Below are 16,261 nucleotides of genomic sequence, written 5' to 3'. Positions count from 1 at the left end.
GCCGACTCCTCAGTAACCCAGCGGTTTTGGCCAGTTCATCGTGAACTGATCGGCGCGCCGGACATATTTGTAACGATGCATCGAGAACCACAAGGACACGATGATGTAGAAGCACATCATGGCCAGCAACTGTGTCCCGAAGCCCAGATAGGTCGCGAAGAACGTGGTGATGCACAGCACCATGAGCACAATCGCCGGCAGCGGGTGGAACGGATGCACATAGCCCCGGTGGATGCTGCCCAGCGGCCACTTCTTGCGGAACATGATCATGTTGATCGGCATGAAAGTATAGCCCAGAAGGCCCGACAGGATCGAGAAGGTGATCACCTGGTCGAGAAGGCCGGTAAACGCGAAGGATACGGCAATCGGGATCAGGAACAGGATCGACCTGTAAGGCGTGCGGTACCGTGGGTGCACGGCGCCGAACCAAAGCGGCATATAACGGTCACGGCCCATCGAGAACCACGCGCGGGACGCATCGTTGATACAACCGTTTGCCGATGCGGTGGCCGCAAACATGGTGCCGACGAACAGGAATACCTGCAGGGTCGTGCTTCCGGTCATGCGGGCCGCGTCATAGAGCGGCACGGTTGCCTGGCCGAGATATTCCCAGGGCAGCAGCCCCGAACAGACATACCATGTCAACGTCGCCGCAATCAGCAGCGTCATGATCCCGGTCATCGTTCCCAGCGGCAATGAACGGCTGGGCGAGCGCACTTCTTCGGCGGCCTGACAGGTGCCTTCAATCCCGAGATAGTACCAGATGCCGAACTGGAATGCCGCAATCACACCGATCCAGCCATATGGCAGATCCGTCAAAAGCCCCTGATGCTGAAGGATTGCCCCCGGCTGCCATGGTTGCACGCCGATGAACAGGATGATGATCGAGACGAAGGCCGCCGCCGTAATCACGAAGTTCAGTGTCAGCGTCATGAACACGCCGCGATAATTCATGAAGGCCAGAAAGGCGATGATCATGATCACAAAGGGTTTCGGGTCGAGATCCGTATAGCCTGTCTGTTCGGCCAGGATGACAAGAAGGTCGCCGACGATCAGCGCGTCTGCGGCCTCAAGCATCGTATAGGCCATCACCAGATACAGGCCGACATTGAACGCCATCAGCGGTCCCATGATGTGCTTGGCCTGCGCATATTGTCCGCCGGCAGCGGCAACCGTCGAGGTGACCTCGGAATCGATCATCGCGACGCAGGTATATAGCAGTCCGATGATCCAGCAGGCGATCAGGGCACCCAGTGCCCCGCCTTTTCCGACCGAAAAGTTCCAGCCCATGAATTCACCGACAAGCACGATGCCCACGCCAAGCGCCCAGACATGCACCGGCCCCAGAACACGCAGCAGGCCGACGCGTTCGTCACCGCTTGCAGCAGCCCCGCTTGCAGCCGCTCCGTTGGCAGTTCCATCAGTCATTTTTCGACCCCTCCGCTTCCGGCACTTCCCCGTGCTCGATCAGCTCATCGACCCCCTCGCGTGACGACAACAGCACGTCCTCGTCGAATTCGCGATTAACCCTTGCCGCGTCGGCCAACATCCAAAGGAGCAATCCTCCCGATATCGCCCAGGCCGCGTATTCCAGAATGATCCACATTTTTGTCCCTTTCCCGTTCGACACATTTCAGGAGTCGAACTTCTCCCTGATGACGTCGCGGTACTCCTTGTCCGAAACTTTGACGAGGAAGACGAAGTAGCCGATGATCACGACCGCAGTGATGATCAGAAGAACCGGATTGATCGAGTAGTCGAATTTGGTCGTGATGATTTCTGCGGCGGTCTCCGGGGTGTAGCCCAGCTTCTCCCATTGGGCCTGCATGACCTCGTTCTGATCCAGCGTTTCCCAACTGATCGTTTCGGGCACGTCATTTGTACTGCCCGCACCTGTCAGTCCGAGAATCAGCGGAACGAACAGGGCGACATAGACCAGTACCAAGAGAAAGGCAGAATCGAAGAATTGCCCGATACCGCTTTGTTTGGGGGGCTCGTAAAATTTTTTCATATCCGTTTTCCTCAACCCTGACGCTTTACCTGCTTCATCTCGTCGAGATGGCGGATATCTAGGCCGTAGATGAAATCCTTGTCATGCGCGTAGTGCCGGATCATCGCGATGATGGCGGCCGTATTGAAAAGCAGCACAAGGGCTGCGCCCAGCAGTAGGACATTGGAAATCGCTCCGCCCCCGATCAGTGACACGACACTGAGGAAGACGAAAATCACCACAGCCCAAAGTACGACGACGAAACCGAAGGCGAAGAAAACGTCGCCCATATACATTCGGTTGATTCTGGATTTCATGCTGTCTGTCATTGATGATCCTCCCTGTGCTGTTCTCTAAAATTCAATTTTTTTTCCACTCAGTATACAAAATTATTAACGAAATAGCAGTTTTTCTTGAACGAGAGACCCAAATACATGAATTCAAAAGAAATATTTTCCTCGTCCTCGCTCCGGTGGATTCGTGCGGTGCGGGGAAGTCACCGCAGCTATTTTGGGCGGCTCGAAAGGTGGACGGATTGAAAAGACGAACCGGGTCATCACGGCCAAAGAACAGTCTATAGAGTTGATTTTATTTTGAAATTATGAGGGCCGTCGATCGGGAACCAGAAGGCACCGTCAGAGTTGTCAGCGATGCGGGGCTTTCATCTGACCCTGATCCGCATCTGCACAGAGGTTGTTCGCACACTTTATGCGGGTGTCCTTGAGAGGGGTGAATCGGACGTTTCATGCGCGACTCTGTCGCTCAATTCAGGTGGCACGCCCGCAGTTTCTTACCTTCGAAGACATATCGTATGCGGTCTCTGCCGCCATTGGGTCAGGCACGGCAAAACGGGCATCGCGACAACACGGATTCGAAGCTCCGCAACTTGACTGTCAGGGTGCAGCGCCTGTCGCGCTTGATGCGGTGCTTCGGGTTTTCGATATGGCATCGGCCAAACGACCCTCGGGCGCCGAGTCGTGCAGCAACGCGGTCTGGATGCGAATAAAACGCCCAATTCTTGTTCCAGTTTAGTGCCACTCCGCACGCCCTCGGGCGCAATCCAATTATCCTCATGCCCAGACTCGGGGGGTAGACAAGCCTGCCATCCCGGGCTCCGGACGAACAGCCTCAGGCGGGATTCGCACGGAAATTCAAATTGATCGGGGGAGACGGAATCCGATGCGCAGAGTGCCGACCGTTTTCGCCGTTCGCAAAGAGGACCACAGATGAAACAGCCAATCAAAACGCTTTTGGGTACAGTTGCCGTCAGCGCATTTGTCGCCAGCGGTGCCCTTGCACAATCCAATGACAAGACAGAAGAAACCGTTGTTCAGACCGAGGGCGGCCAGGTCGTCGTGGAGCAGGAAGACGCCACGGTTAACGTGACAGTGCCTGATCCCAATGTCGAAGTGACACAGGGCCAGCCGGTGGTCACGGTTGAACAGCCGCAACCCGAAATCACTGTCGTTGTCCCTGAACCCACCGTGCGCGTACGGCAGCAGGCCCCGATCATCACGGTCGAACAGGCTCAGCCACAGATCACTGTGCGGATCCCCGAACCCGTGGTGACGGTGATGGTCCCCAAGCCGCAGGTCGATGTAGAGACCGGTGAGCCGATCATCGACCTTGATCAGCCCGAACCGGTAGTACGTTTCATTCGCCCGGAACCGAGAATTACCATTCAGGAAGCACAGCCGCGCATCGAGTACCAGAAAGGCGAGGCACAGGTGAACATCTCCGACGCGCAGGAAGCGCAGGTCGACGTCACCCAGGAAGATGCACAGGTAAACGTCGAACAGGGTGACTCCGCGAATGTCTCGGTGACAAGCGAAGAACCCGAGGTCAACGTGGTCGATGGCGGCGAAGCGAATGTCGATGTCGAACAGATGCAGGCCCGCGTCGTGATGGAAAACTTCAATGCGGACGAAGCTGGCAATATGTCCAACGAAGATCGCGCTCGCTATCAGGAATCCGTCAAGCCGCTGCCTATTTTCAACCGGCGGGCAGATGATCTGATCGGTCGTAGCGTTGCGACCGAAACCGGCGAGGATGTGGGCGAAGTCGACTTCATCGGCGTGCGCGGACAGACGATCGTCGCAATCATCGGCGTTGGCGGTTTTCTCGGAATGGGCGAGAACGAAGTCGCCGTTCCCGTGGAGAAGCTGATCCTCCGCGAAGATGAATTGATCCTGCCCGAGTTCACGCAATCCCAGCTGGAGAACATGCCGGAATACAACGAGAACGAGGTTCGCGTGCTTGATCCGGGCATGCGTCTTGCCGAACAACTCGGTCTCGACTGAAGCAAAACACTCAACATCGAGCGGAGCACTGAAACGGCTCCGCTCGCCATTCAGAGATTCAGGCGCCATTTATGCTCTGGACCCGGGTGAATGCCGCCGCGCTTTTTTTCGGCATGCGCCGTCTCGTTGCCGTCCTTGGGCCGGCAGAGAAGAGTTTTTTATTCAGGTCATGCTCCGAATTGCGAGGCGGCGTTCGTTAGGTCAGGAACCGCGATTCGTAGTCGGCGTAGCGAGACTTGATTTCAGAAACGGTCATCCCGAATTCCGACAGGTCGTAGTCATGCGCCCCATGCTTGCCTTTGGTGTTGTCTTGAAGATGCGCGGCGAGGGCGGTGCGTTGGGCATCCGAAAATACGATGTCCGCGTGGGCATAGATCTTTTCGACGCATTCGAGCGGATCCGCCGTCAGGTCGGCATATCGGATGTCGAGTATCTTTCCGGGGTGGCGCTGGCGGGCGGCCAGATTGCGGGTGATCGAACTGTCGGTGAGCCCAAGTATGGCCTCGACCTCGCGCGCGCTGTCGAGCGCCTTCACCGAGAGCTTGCGTGAGACACGGCCAAGGCTCATGTAGCTGCCGAATTGTTCCGACATGTCGCGGTGGGTCTGAACAATAATCGCTTCCGGAAACACGTCCAGCAATTCAGCGAGACCATCCACGTGATCGGGTGCTTTCAATACAAGCCGCTGGCCCGGGTACTGCGTCTGCAGGTAGGACAGCGCCTCAATGTATTCCACGTATTTACCGGTGCGGTCGGCCTGATTGTACCAATCCATGAACGAATAGACCGGCGCCAGGTTCCAGTAGAGCCGCGATTGCATCGAACTGGCGGTCATGAACATGCATTCTTCGGGGCGGTCGGCACGGATGAGATGCACGCCATCAAGCTCGGGCGTGATCTTGCGGCGCACATCCAGCACCGCTTTCGCCTCAGCGAGGCGCATTTCCGGCGTATCGCTTTCACCGCGCGAGAACGGGCGCATGAGCTGCCAGTACGGCAGAGAGGCGTGGTTCGGATCGGAGGCCAGAAGCCGGTGCAGAAAGGTCGTCCCGGTGCGCGGCAGGCCGGTCACGATAATGGGTGGGGTCGGACGCGGTCCAAGCGCGCCCGCCGCGCGAAGGCGTTGCATCAGCAGACGGTTTTCCAGCTGCGTCGTGATCATGCCGGCGAGCAGCATCCGCCCGTAGACGTTGAGATTGGCATCCCGGTTGACCGAGTTGCAGAGCCGTTCCAGCGGCTCTTCGAAGATGTCGGGGCCGAAATCGTCGAGGCCGATGTTCCGGCGGGCAGCCACCTTGAGCCAGCCCGGCGCAAATTCCTCGGGTACGGCGTTCATCTGTTCGACGAGTTGCGGGAAATGCGTGCGGATACGCTGTTCGATGTCGCTCATGTGCCTACCAGTCCTTTTGTGCCAGCGCCTCGGCGCGGTTGACCATGCTGCCGGGGGCCTGGGGGCCGGGAACGACCTTCACCCAGTTGATACGGCCCGGGTATTCGAAGGTGCCGCGACCCTCGCATTCGGCGGATACCTTGGTCTTGCGATCAAGGCCCACGTCGAAACCCTCGCCGTTGAGAAAAAGGATGCAGGGCGACATGTTCAGATCGCCATTCGCACCGTTCGCGAGTGAGATATGTGCCTCGCCCTGCAAGCGCCCCTTGGCCTTGTGCGAGATGGTCAGGCGCTGGTTTCCGTCGGTGATCGGCAGCCGCAGATCGCGTTTCACGAGGAAACCGCCGTTATAGTGAACGACCAGTTCGCCCTCTTTCACAAAGGCGCAAAAGCCGCGCAGGCTGTCGCCAAGCGCAAAGAGCACGCCTTCCATGCCGGTTGCATGGTCGAAGTCACAGGTCAGTTCATAGTCACGGTCGGCAAACAGCGCCGAGGCCTGAACGGCCTGCACGCTTTCCGTGCCCTGATAGAAGACATAGGGGCGATTCACATCCTTGATCCGGTGCGGATCATGGGTGAGCGCGCGCACAAGAGTGCGATTGTCGAGCGGATAGGCATAGTTCTCGAACGCGTCCTGATCAAAGCGCTCGATCAGGTTCCTGAGCACATCCGGATGCTCCGCCGCGAGATTGACGATTTCGGTCGGGTCGGCCTCGATGTCGAACAGGAGCCAGTTGTCGAGATCTATCTTTGTGCCCGGCGGTTGCAACGAGGCGATCTTCCATTTCCCGCTTATGTAGCCGCGGTTGCCTTCGAGTTCGTAATATTGCTCGGATCGTCTCGACGTGGCTGCGCCGTCCATGAGCACGTCGAGAAAGCTGACGCCGTTCAGCGTGCGGGTGCGGTAACCATTGTGCTGCGCAGGATAGTCGAGGCCCAGAAGGTCCAGCAGGGTGGGCATGACATCCGTAACATGCACCCATTCGCTGCGAATGGCGCCCTTGTCCTGCAATTTGGCGGGCCAGTGGGCGACAAGCGGAACGCGGATACCGCCGTTCATCGGGGTACGTTTGAAAAAGCGGAAGGGCGTATTTCCGGCATTGCCCCAACCCTTGGGGTAGGCGGGCGAGGTGTTGACCGCGCCCAATGCGCCGGTTTCCAGCATCCTGCGGGCAAGCTCGGGGTTTTCCTGCTGCGTGACGCGCTTTTCGGTGAAATTCGCTGCGCCGTCGTCGCCCCCGATCGAAGAGGCGCCGTTGTCGGATGTGATCAGGATCAGGGTGTTCTCAAGCTCGCCGATCTCTTCAAGCGCGTTTACGAGGCGACCGATGTTCTGGTCGGTATTGTCGACGAGCCCGGCATAGATTTCCATGTAGGCGGCCATGATGTCGAGCTGGTCTTCGGGCATGTCTTCCCATTTCGGCACGCCGGGCGACAAGTCCGGCAAATCCCAATCCCCGATCACGCCCATCTTCTTCTGGCGCGCATAGCGTTCGCGACGGATCGCATCCCAGCCCGCGTCATAGCGGCCCTTGTACTTGGCCATGTCCTCGGGCTTGGCGTGGTGTGGTGTATGCGGCGCGTTCGTGGCGAAATACATCAGAAAAGGTTTGTCGGGTGCAGCCGTCTTGTGCGCCTTGAGCATGGCGATGGCCTTGTCGGCGAAGTCATCGGTCGAAAAGTAGTTCTCGCCGTACTCCCCGATCGAGCAAAGTTCGTTCCCTTCGACGATCTGACCGGGGGCGTGGTAATTCGTCTCTGCACCTAGAAATCCGTAGAACCGGTCAAACCCGCGCTGCAAGGGCCATGAGGATTTGTCGGAGGCGGCGGAGACATTGTAATCAGCCGCGTTATGCCATTTGCCGACGGCATAGGTTGAATACCCGTTGTCGCGCAGCAGTTCGGGGAAGGTGGGCGCGTCCTTGGAAATTTCCCCTGCCTGAAAGCCGGGAAAACCGGGATTTGCATGGGTCAGCCAACCAACACCCACCGAATGCGGGTTTTTGCCAGTCATGATCGCCGCGCGGGCGGGCGCGCACATCGGAACGGTTGTGTAATTGTTGAAGCGCAGGCCATTTGCCGCGAGCCGGTCCATGTTCGGAGTCTCGATCTCGGAGCCAAAACAGCCCATTTCGGCAAAACCGAGATCGTCGAGCAGGATGACGACAATGTTTGGCGCGCCTTCCGGTGCGGCGACCGGGTCGGGCCAATGCGGTTCGGATTCAGCGAATGTCCGCCCCATCCTGCCTTTCCAGTTCGCCGCCGGATCGCCGTTCTTGAGCAGATCGTTGTCAGTCTTGGCCATGTCGTCCTCCACTTTCCACCCAGCCTTCAGGAGGCGGGCGTTTCACACTATCACTTGCGCGACAATTCATTGCGGCTAGGCTGGACACCTGAACGCAGGTGATCACATGGCATGGAGCGCGCAGGAGGTTACGAACCTCATCAGCGACAGCAAGATTCTCAAACGCCCCTTGCCGCAATCGGCGGTGGCGGCGCTGTTGAGCAGAGGCAGCATCAAGTCCTTTTCCAAGGGGGCGCTCATCCTGCAGCGCGGCGCTCAGGAGCCGCGGTTTTTCGTCTTGCTCAAGGGGACGGCGCGGCTTTCGGCGCATACGGTCTCGGGGCACGAGTTTGTGTCGATCTTTGTCGAGCCGGGCAATTTCTGGGGCGTTCATCCCTGCCTTGAAGGGGTCGCGGAAAGCCACGATGCGATTGCCGAGACGGATGTCGAGGTGCTGGCGGTGCCGGCCAAGGCGCTGCGCGATCTGATGTGGGAAAACCGCGACATTCAGGAAGCGCTGGTGAGCTTTCTATGCCAACGGTTCCGCATGGCCCTGGACGTGGCCGAACAATTTGCCACCTGGACACCTCGTGCGCGGCTGGCATGGCGGCTCTTGTCGATGGCCAAGTCACACGGCATCGCCAAACCCAGCAAGCGCGGCATGGAGATCCGGATCAGCCAGGAGTCGCTGGCCTCGATGATCAACCTCTCACGCCAGCGCACCAATATCCTGCTCAAGGAAATGGAGCGCGAGAAACTGGTCAGTCTTGAATATGGCCGCATCCGTGTACATGACCCCGACGCGATGCAACGGCTTCTGGATGATCCGACTTAACCTTCTGTCACAAGTGTGACAGTCAGCACGCCTCGAGTCGCGCCATCTTCTCTGAAACGAAGAGGGAGGATGCCGTTCATGGCAATTACCGACTATGCGATTCCCGCCAGCGTCCTGCACGATGCATTTCGTGCACAGGGTGTGGATGCGGTGACGACCGTTCCGGACTTCGTGCAATTCGCGCTGCACGATGCGATGAAATCCGACGAAGCGGTCCGCTATATCGAATGCAGCGCGGAGAATCAGGCGCTGACAACCGCGATGGGTCTCTATGTGGGCGGCATGTCACCCATGGTGATGATGCAGAACCAGGGGCTGCTCAACTGTCTCAACACGCTGCGCTCGGTCGGCCTTGATGCCGGTATTCCGCTGGTTCTCTCGGTGGGGGCCTTCGGTCGTGAATTCAGCAACCTCGGACAGCCGATCACCGAAAGCCGCCGCGCCTGTGTGAACCGTGTCGAGCCGGTCATGGCGGCGATGGATATTCCGTTCTTTCATCTCGAAACCAAAGACGATCTGCCAGCAGTGGCCGAGGCTTTTGCCGCCGCCAGAGAGCGAAAGCGTGCGGCAGTGGTTCATATCGGCCACTACCCGAGCTGGTCCTGAGGGGAGACGCATCATGAGCATCCAAGTTATCGAAGCCTGTTTCGTCATCTCCAAGATGCGCGGCGAGAACACCATCATCGTGCACACCATGTCGGCCATGCCGATGATCTCGGCGATCTCTCCCAGCCCGTTGAACATCTCGAGCGTGCCCCTGATGGGCGGTGCATCGGGCATTGGGCTTGGGCTTGCCATCGCGCAGCCCGACCGGAAAGTTGTGGTACTCGACGGGGACGCGAGCCTGTTGATGGAGCTGGGCGGGATGGCACAGATCGGCGACGAAGCCCCGGCCAATCTCATTCATGTGGTGTTCAACAACAACGCCCAGTTCGGCGGTGTCGCCAACCTTGACCGCCCGGGCGGCGCTGCGTTCGATTTCTGCGCCGTGGCAAAGGCGTCGGGATATGCCACGGCAAACCGGTATTCCGCCTTGCCCGACCTGATCGAGGGCGGGCCGGCGCTGATCGGAACGCCGGGGCCGCATTTTGTCGAACTCGAAATCGCCACGCCGCCAAAGTTCACCCGCGAAAGCCCGCAGCCCGAATTCCCAGACATGCAGTTCGAGCGCATGGGGACCGAGGCCCGCGCGATGATGGACGCATTGGGAGTGAGCAAATGAGCGCGAGCTTCGATTATATCGTCGTCGGCGCAGGCTCTGCCGGCTGCGTGCTCGCCAATCGTCTGAGCGAGAACGGAAAATACTCGGTCGCGCTCTTGGAGGCGGGCGGCAGCGACAAGCATTTCTGGGTCGACATGCCGCTGGGCGTGGGGCAGCTCTTGCAAAATCCGCGCTTTGCCTGGGATTACTGGACGGGCGCGGAAACGTCGCTCAAGGGGCAGCAGATATATTGGCCGCGCGGGCGGGTGCTGGGCGGGTCGTCTTCGATCAACGGGATGATCTTTGTGCGCGGCGAGCCTGCACGCTACAACGAATGGCGCGATGCGGGAAATGACGGCTGGGGCTTCGATGATCTTCTGCCATACTTCAAAAAGCTCGAAGACGCCCCGGAGGGTACGGGCGAGCGCCGCGGACGGGGCGGGCCCGTCACCTGTTCCTACGGCACATATCGTGACCCCGTCTCAAAGAGTTTCATTCAGGCGGCGCAGGGCATCGGCATCCCCTATAACGAAGATTACAACGGCGATCGCGCGGATGGCGTCGGCTGGCTGCAATTCTCGATCCGCAACGGACAGCGCTGTTCGACGGCCAAGGCCTATCTGCACCCTGTTGCCGGGCGGCCCAATCTGACGGTGATGACAGGCGCCCCCTGCGAGCGCCTCACCTTCGACGGCACACGCGCTACGGGCGTCGTGGTCGGCGGCGAAGGCGGGCAACGCGAACTGAAGGCGACCAAGGAGGTGATCCTTTCGGCAGGGCCGATCATCAGTCCGAAAATCCTCGAACTGAGCGGTGTCGGCGCGCCTGATCTGCTAAAGGAGCATGGTATCGAGGTGCGGCACGCGCTGCCGGGCGTCGGAGAGAACCTTGTCGATCACCTGCACACCCGGTTCAACTACAAGATCAACAAGAAGATCACCGTCAACGACCTGATGTCGAACAAGCTGCGCGGCGCCTTTGCCCTGCTCAAATATCTCGTCACGCGGCAGGGGTTGATGGCCATCCCCTCGGTCACGGCACATGCGATGACCAAAAGCCACGAGGCCGCGCCCTATGCCGACCTCAAGTTGCAGATCGCGATGTACAGCGCCAAGGACCGCTATCTGGACGGCAGCAAAGGTTCGCCCACGGATCTGTTCTCAGGTATCGGACTGGGGCAATTCCACATCTATCCCGAAAGCCGCGGCTCGGTGCACATCAAATCGGCCGATGCGGGCGATTACCCCGAGATGAACGCCAATTACTTCTCGGCGCAGGGCGATGCGGAAGCCGCCCTCAAGGGCATGCGCAAACTGCGCGAGATCGCCCGGCATCCGGCGATGGCCGAGCACATCATCGACGAGAGCGAGCCGGGGTTTGACATCGACAGCGATGCCGAGATCATCGAGTTCATGAAGGCGACGGGCCAGACATCATGGCACCCGGTCAGCACATGCCGCATGGGATCGGGACCGATGGATGTCGTCGATGCGCGGCTGCGGGTACACGGGCTTCGGGGGCTGCGGGTGATCGACAGTTCGATCATGCCGACACTGCCCGCCACCAACACGAATGTTCCCACGATCGCCATTGGCGAAAAAGGCGCGGACATGGTCCTCGCCGACGCGGGATAAGGGAGGACGAAAAATGAACAAGCCTTGGCTGGAAAAATACGGGGACATCCCGCACGAGATTGACGCGACCCGGACGGGTACAGTGGTTGATCTGCTCAAGGAGACGGTGGCGACCTACGGTGACAAGCACGCGTTTCACGCGCTGCACACCAACCTGACATTCAACGAGGTCGACCGCCTGAGCACCGCCTTTGCCGCCTGGCTGCAAAACAGCCTCGGACTCAAAAAGGGCGACCGGGTTGCGCTGATGATGCCGAACCTGCTGGCCTTTCCTGTCGTCAGCTTCGGGATCATCCGGGCCGGTGGCGTACAGGTGAATGTCAACCCGCTCTACACGGCGCGCGAACTGAAGCACCAGCTCAATGACAGCGGTGCCGAAACCATGGTGATCTTCTCGATGGCCACACCTACCCTGGCCGAGGTGATCGAGGACACTCCGGTCAAGAATGTCATCACTTTGGGAATCGATGACCTTTGCGGGCTGCAACAACCCAGTCCGCCGGTGCACGAAAGCCTGCGCGCCACCGCTGTGCCGCTGCCGCGCGCTCTGGCCGAGGGTTTGCAGATGGAATTCAAAGAGCCCGGGATTACGCAGGACGATCTGATTTTTCTGCAATACACCGGCGGAACGACCGGCCTGTCAAAGGGCGCGATGCTCACCCATGGCAACATGACCGCCAATATCGAGCAGTTCACGCTCTGGCTTGGCGACGAGATCAAGCCGGGCGAAGACACGATCGTGACGGCACTGCCGCTCTATCACATCATGGGGCTGATGGTGAATTTCCTGACCTACTTCAGGGCTGGTGCGTTCAATGTCTTTATCCCCAATCCGCGCGACATGCCTGCCTTTGTCGCCGAGTGGTCCAAGTGGCGTGTCTCGGCCTTTGTCGGGGTCAACACGCTCTTTGTCGGGCTGATGATGACGCCGGGGTTCGAAAAATGCGATTTCTCCGCACTGCGCCTTGCGATGGGCGGCGGCGCACCGGTGCAGAAGGCGGTTTCGGACAAGTGGAAAGCGATGACGGGCCTGCATATCACCGAAGGATATGGCCTGTCCGAGACATCGCCGGTGCTGACCGCCAACCTGATGAGCGAAACCGATGCAACTGCGTCGATCGGCCTGCCCCTGCCTTCGACCGAAATCTCCATTCGCGGAGAAGACGGCAACGAAGTCGCGCGTGGCGAGCCGGGAGAACTCTGCGCCAGGGGACCACAGGTCATGCAGGGATACTGGAACCACGACAACGAGGGCACCTTTACCGAAGATGGATATTTCCGCACGGGCGATATCGCGACCTACGAGCAAGACGGCTATTTCCGCATCGTCGATCGCCTGAAGGACATGATCATCGTCTCCGGTTTCAATGTGTTTCCGAACGAGATCGAGGACACGCTGGCGCGCATGGATCAACTGGTCGAGAGTGCATGCGTTGGCGTGCCGGACGACAAGTCTGGCGAGGCCGTCAAGGTCTTCTGCGTGCGCAAGGACGACAGCGTCAGCAAGGACGATGTGATTGCCTTCTGCCGCGCCGAACTGACCGCTTACAAGGTGCCAAAGCAGGTGGTCTTCGTGCCGGAACTGCCGAAATCGACCGTTGGCAAGATCCTGCGGCGTGAACTTAGGGATGCATGACAGGGCAGGGGCGGCAAATTGTAACTTGGGTGACAGACTCGCGCGGTTACCGCTTCCTAGCATTGGATAGAGAACGAGCGGCTTCAGACGCGGAGCCGAAGGGAGGAAAAATGAAACACGTCACGAAACTGGCAGGCGCAGGCCTTGCGGCGGCGCTCGCCTTTGGCTCCGCGCTCGAGGCCAAGGAGCTTCGCCTTGGTACGATCACACCCGACAACACGATCTGGGCCGAGCAGGCACGGGGCTTTGTTGCAAAGGTCGAGGAAATGTCGGGCGGCGATCTGACGATTTCCTATTTCGGCAATGCCGAACTCGGCACGATGGCCGACACGATGAAGATGACACTGACCGGTCGTCTGGACATGTGGCTCGGGGCCGTGCCTGCGCTTGGGGCTGTCGTGCCCGAAATGTCCCTGCTGTCGCTGCCATATGTCTTTGCCTCGCCGACGCAGGCGGCCTGTGCCGTACCCAAGCTGATGGATCGCACCCGCGAGGCGGCTGGCAAGAAGTTTCATCTTCTGGGTTTCACGGCGGTCGGCACGCAGAGCATAGGTTCGCGTGAGGAAATCCGCACGCCGGCCGATCTGACCAATGTAAAGCTGCGCACCGCACCGCTGAAAACGACCATGACGTTCTTTGGCACGGTCGGTGCCAACCCGGTCCCGATGGCAGCGGCCGAGTCGACGGCTGCGCTTGGCACCGGTCTCGTGGACGCGGTCGACTTTGCGCCGACCTATTATGTCGCCACGGGTGTCAACAAGCCGGCACCTTATTTTACACCGACCGAGCATACCTACAATCTGGGCGGGTTCGCAGTATCGACCAGGACCTGGATGGGGTTGAGCGATGAAGAGCGGAAAATCCTGACTGACGCATGGGCGGAAACCATGCCTATTGACCAGAATATCGCCCAAGTCGCAGACTTCGAAGCCAAGATGCTGGCGGCTCATAAAAAGGGCGGCGGCACGGTTGTCGAGCTGACCGACGATGAAAGAGCCGCCTGGAAAGAGGCCGGTCTGGCAAGTTGGGAAGCCATCCTGCCTGAAATCCGCGGTGACGCGGATGGTTTTCTCGCCGCGATCCAGTCGGCCAAAGAAGGCTGCGCGCCGTAAGGCTCTGTCCCAAGTGGCGGTCCGCTGATGGTTCCGGACCGCCTGAACTGATCCCGCATCGAGGCCCGCCCCGTGAAGTCCTTTGCTAAATCTCTGATCGAATGGATCGTCCGGATAGAAAAGGCGATTGCGTTCGCCGCTTTCGTGCTCATGCTCGGGGCGCTGGCGGCCGATGTAATCGGGCGCGAGGTCTTCGGCCATGGCGTATTCGGTGCCGTAAAATTCGCGGTTTACGTGCTGATCTACTGTGCCATGGCGGGCTTTGGCATCGCAACGGCCACGGGAAGTCACCTGCGTCCCAAGTTCCTTGACGACGCAATTCCTGCGTCACTGTCTTCCGTGGCGGTGCGTCTCGGGCAATTCGCGTCGGCGGCGATTTTGCTGACGCTTGCCTGGGCGGGGCTGACCTTTGTCGAATCCGGGATGCTGCTCGAAGAGCGGGATGTGACGCTCGACGTGCTGATATGGCCCGTGCAGATGGCGATCCCGATCGGATTCAGCCTCTCGGGCCTGCGCCACATCATCTATGGGATCTGGCCTGACCTCCTGCCAGCAGAAAGCGCGGTGGCCGAATGATGGGGTATCTCCTGATCGCAGCGATTGTCGTTCTGCTCGCGTTGCGGGTGAACCTCATTCTCATCCTGATGTTCGTTGCGGGCTATACCCATATGGTTTGGGGCGCAGGCCAGCTTGACTATTTCATTCAGGACATCTGGTCGGCGATGGACCGGGAACTGGTTGTCGCCGTTCCGCTCTTCATCCTCGTTGGCTCGGTCATGAGCCGCGGATCGATTGCGCAACGGCTCGTCGATGTCATGACGGCCCTTACACGCCCCATTCCCGGCGGGCTTGCCGTGGCCACGATCCTGAGCTGCGCGGTATTTTCCGCGATCTCCGGATCCTCCATCGTGACGATGCTGGCGGTTGGCTCGGTGCTTCATCCCGCGCTGACGGCCAATGGATATTCCTCGCGTTTCGCGATCGGTGCGCTGATGGCCGGCGGTACGCTTGGGATCATCATACCACCGTCGATACCGATGATCATCTACGGCATCATCACCGAAACATCGATCAGCGCCCTGTTCCTTGCGGGGGTCGGGCCGGGGCTGCTGCTGACCATGGTTTTCTCGGTCTACGCAATCGGCATGAACCTGCACATCCCGCGTCAACGCTTTGCCCTGGCCGAACTCGGGACGACGCTCTACAAGGGGCTTCCGGCCCTGATGATGCCCGTCATTCTGCTGGGCGGGATCTATTCGGGATATTTCTCGCCGACCGAAGCCGCCGCAGTTGCTCTGGTTTATGCGCTCGGGATCGAGACGTTGTTCTTTCGTGAACTGAAATTCACTCAGTATTTCGACATGACGATCGACGCCGCCAAGCTGGTTGGGGCCTTGTTTCCGCTGATTGCCATCGCGGTGAGCATGAATCTCCTGATCACCGAACAACGCATCCCGCACGAGGTGATCGCGTATCTGACCGAACGGATCGAAAGCCCAACGGGGTTCATCCTGCTGACCAACGTGATCCTGCTGGTGATGGGGTGTTTCATGGATACGGCCTCGGCGATCACCATCTCCTCGCCGCTCCTGAAGCCGATTGCAGAGGCGTATGGAATCGGCCCGACCCATCTCGGGATCATCGTGATCCTGAACCTCGAAATCGGCATCCTGACACCACCGCTCGGGCTGAACCTCATCGTGGCGATGACCGCGTTCAGAGAGGGGTTTGGCGCGGTCTGTCGTGCGGCGTTGCCCTGGGTCGCTCTGATGATCCTGTGTTTGCTGCTGGTATCGTTTCAGCCGTGGATCGCGATGTGGCTCGTCAACGGTTGATCGGCCGGCCCGGCGACGACATCCGCGTGCGTTCGTCACGGTCA

General features: G+C 59.4%; 15 protein-coding genes. 9 read left to right on the top strand and 6 right to left on the bottom strand.

Going from position 1 to position 16,261, the window contains the following annotated elements; translation table 11 throughout:
• Positions 1–9: 9 nt before the first annotated feature.
• From AB9K34_RS09555 to AB9K34_RS09540, 4 genes are read right to left on the bottom strand one after another with little or no spacing between them, the layout of a single operon-like run.
• Positions 10–1,428, bottom strand: a complete 1,419-nt coding sequence (locus AB9K34_RS09555; RefSeq protein ID WP_369954190.1) for an APC family permease — start codon at positions 1,426–1,428, stop codon at positions 10–12.
• Positions 1,421–1,606, bottom strand: coding sequence for a hypothetical protein (locus AB9K34_RS09550; protein ID WP_369954189.1), 186 nt, complete (start codon positions 1,604–1,606; stop codon positions 1,421–1,423). Before AB9K34_RS09550 ends, AB9K34_RS09555 begins: the two co-directional genes overlap by 8 nt.
• A 27-nt stretch (positions 1,607–1,633) precedes the next feature.
• Complete coding sequence (locus AB9K34_RS09545) at positions 1,634–2,011, bottom strand: hypothetical protein (protein ID WP_369954188.1); 378 nt, start codon at positions 2,009–2,011, stop codon at positions 1,634–1,636.
• An 11-nt stretch (positions 2,012–2,022) separates the two neighbouring features.
• A complete protein-coding gene (locus AB9K34_RS09540) occupies positions 2,023–2,319 on the bottom strand; it encodes a hypothetical protein (protein WP_369954187.1) in 297 nt (98 codons plus the stop codon).
• Between the two features lie 897 nt (positions 2,320–3,216).
• On the opposite strand from AB9K34_RS09540, the gene AB9K34_RS09535 reads away from it, so the two are divergent.
• Positions 3,217–4,290, top strand: a complete 1,074-nt coding sequence (locus AB9K34_RS09535) for a PRC-barrel domain-containing protein (RefSeq protein ID WP_369954186.1) — start codon at positions 3,217–3,219, stop codon at positions 4,288–4,290.
• Positions 4,291–4,486: 196 nt separating this feature from the next.
• Here AB9K34_RS09535 and AB9K34_RS09530 read toward each other — a convergent pair whose 3' ends face one another.
• Positions 4,487–5,680: a sulfotransferase gene (locus AB9K34_RS09530; protein ID WP_369954185.1), complete on the bottom strand. Its 1,194-nt coding sequence runs from the start codon at positions 5,678–5,680 to the stop codon at positions 4,487–4,489.
• Positions 5,681–5,684: 4 nt separating this feature from the next.
• Positions 5,685–7,985, bottom strand: coding sequence for an arylsulfatase (locus AB9K34_RS09525; protein ID WP_369954184.1), 2,301 nt, complete (start codon positions 7,983–7,985; stop codon positions 5,685–5,687).
• Positions 7,986–8,091: 106 nt separating this feature from the next.
• Between AB9K34_RS09525 and AB9K34_RS09520 the strand changes: the two genes are divergently transcribed.
• From AB9K34_RS09520 to AB9K34_RS09485, 8 genes are all read left to right on the top strand, one after another.
• Entirely contained in the window at positions 8,092–8,799 is a 708-nt protein-coding gene (locus AB9K34_RS09520; protein ID WP_369954183.1) for a Crp/Fnr family transcriptional regulator, read from the top strand.
• A gap of 78 nt (positions 8,800–8,877) precedes the next feature.
• Positions 8,878–9,405: a thiamine pyrophosphate-binding protein gene (locus AB9K34_RS09515; protein ID WP_369954182.1), complete on the top strand. Its 528-nt coding sequence runs from the start codon at positions 8,878–8,880 to the stop codon at positions 9,403–9,405.
• A gap of 13 nt (positions 9,406–9,418) precedes the next feature.
• A complete protein-coding gene (locus AB9K34_RS09510) occupies positions 9,419–10,021 on the top strand; it encodes a thiamine pyrophosphate-dependent enzyme (protein ID WP_369954181.1) in 603 nt (200 codons plus the stop codon).
• Positions 10,018–11,634: a GMC family oxidoreductase gene (locus tag AB9K34_RS09505; RefSeq protein WP_369954180.1), complete on the top strand. Its 1,617-nt coding sequence runs from the start codon at positions 10,018–10,020 to the stop codon at positions 11,632–11,634. The genes AB9K34_RS09510 and AB9K34_RS09505 overlap by 4 nt, the downstream gene beginning before the upstream one ends.
• A 13-nt stretch (positions 11,635–11,647) precedes the next feature.
• Positions 11,648–13,270, top strand: a complete 1,623-nt coding sequence (locus AB9K34_RS09500; RefSeq protein ID WP_369954179.1) for an AMP-binding protein — start codon at positions 11,648–11,650, stop codon at positions 13,268–13,270.
• Between the two features lie 110 nt (positions 13,271–13,380).
• Positions 13,381–14,382 (top strand): TRAP transporter substrate-binding protein, encoded by a 1,002-nt coding sequence (locus tag AB9K34_RS09495; protein WP_369954178.1) that lies wholly within the window; start codon positions 13,381–13,383, stop codon positions 14,380–14,382.
• Between the two features lie 72 nt (positions 14,383–14,454).
• Positions 14,455–14,958 (top strand): TRAP transporter small permease, encoded by a 504-nt coding sequence (locus AB9K34_RS09490; protein ID WP_369954177.1) that lies wholly within the window; start codon positions 14,455–14,457, stop codon positions 14,956–14,958.
• Complete coding sequence (locus AB9K34_RS09485) at positions 14,955–16,217, top strand: TRAP transporter large permease (protein ID WP_369954176.1); 1,263 nt, start codon at positions 14,955–14,957, stop codon at positions 16,215–16,217. The genes AB9K34_RS09490 and AB9K34_RS09485 overlap by 4 nt, the downstream gene beginning before the upstream one ends.
• The last annotated feature ends 44 nt before the right edge of the window (positions 16,218–16,261 follow it).

The organism is Sedimentitalea sp. XS_ASV28 (assembly GCF_041224545.1).
In the GTDB taxonomy this organism is placed as follows: domain Bacteria; phylum Pseudomonadota; class Alphaproteobacteria; order Rhodobacterales; family Rhodobacteraceae; genus Sedimentitalea.
This window is presented reverse-complemented; position numbering and strand designations above follow the sequence as displayed.

What these genes read in the sequence shown, in the direction of transcription:
- AB9K34_RS09555 (WP_369954190.1), bottom strand. Translation starts at nt 1,428, where the DNA reads ATGACTGATGGAACTGCCAACGGAGCGGCTGCAAGCGGGGCTGCTGCA.
- AB9K34_RS09550 (WP_369954189.1), bottom strand. Translation starts at nt 1,606, where the DNA reads ATGTGGATCATTCTGGAATACGCGGCCTGGGCGATATCGGGAGGATTG.
- AB9K34_RS09545 (WP_369954188.1), bottom strand. Translation starts at nt 2,011, where the DNA reads ATGAAAAAATTTTACGAGCCCCCCAAACAAAGCGGTATCGGGCAATTC.
- AB9K34_RS09540 (WP_369954187.1), bottom strand. Translation starts at nt 2,319, where the DNA reads ATGACAGACAGCATGAAATCCAGAATCAACCGAATGTATATGGGCGAC.
- AB9K34_RS09535 (WP_369954186.1), top strand. Translation starts at nt 3,217, where the DNA reads ATGAAACAGCCAATCAAAACGCTTTTGGGTACAGTTGCCGTCAGCGCA.
- AB9K34_RS09530 (WP_369954185.1), bottom strand. Translation starts at nt 5,680, where the DNA reads ATGAGCGACATCGAACAGCGTATCCGCACGCATTTCCCGCAACTCGTC.
- AB9K34_RS09525 (WP_369954184.1), bottom strand. Translation starts at nt 7,985, where the DNA reads ATGGCCAAGACTGACAACGATCTGCTCAAGAACGGCGATCCGGCGGCG.
- AB9K34_RS09520 (WP_369954183.1), top strand. Translation starts at nt 8,092, where the DNA reads ATGGCATGGAGCGCGCAGGAGGTTACGAACCTCATCAGCGACAGCAAG.
- AB9K34_RS09515 (WP_369954182.1), top strand. Translation starts at nt 8,878, where the DNA reads ATGGCAATTACCGACTATGCGATTCCCGCCAGCGTCCTGCACGATGCA.
- AB9K34_RS09510 (WP_369954181.1), top strand. Translation starts at nt 9,419, where the DNA reads ATGAGCATCCAAGTTATCGAAGCCTGTTTCGTCATCTCCAAGATGCGC.
- AB9K34_RS09505 (WP_369954180.1), top strand. Translation starts at nt 10,018, where the DNA reads ATGAGCGCGAGCTTCGATTATATCGTCGTCGGCGCAGGCTCTGCCGGC.
- AB9K34_RS09500 (WP_369954179.1), top strand. Translation starts at nt 11,648, where the DNA reads ATGAACAAGCCTTGGCTGGAAAAATACGGGGACATCCCGCACGAGATT.
- AB9K34_RS09495 (WP_369954178.1), top strand. Translation starts at nt 13,381, where the DNA reads ATGAAACACGTCACGAAACTGGCAGGCGCAGGCCTTGCGGCGGCGCTC.
- AB9K34_RS09485 (WP_369954176.1), top strand. Translation starts at nt 14,955, where the DNA reads ATGATGGGGTATCTCCTGATCGCAGCGATTGTCGTTCTGCTCGCGTTG.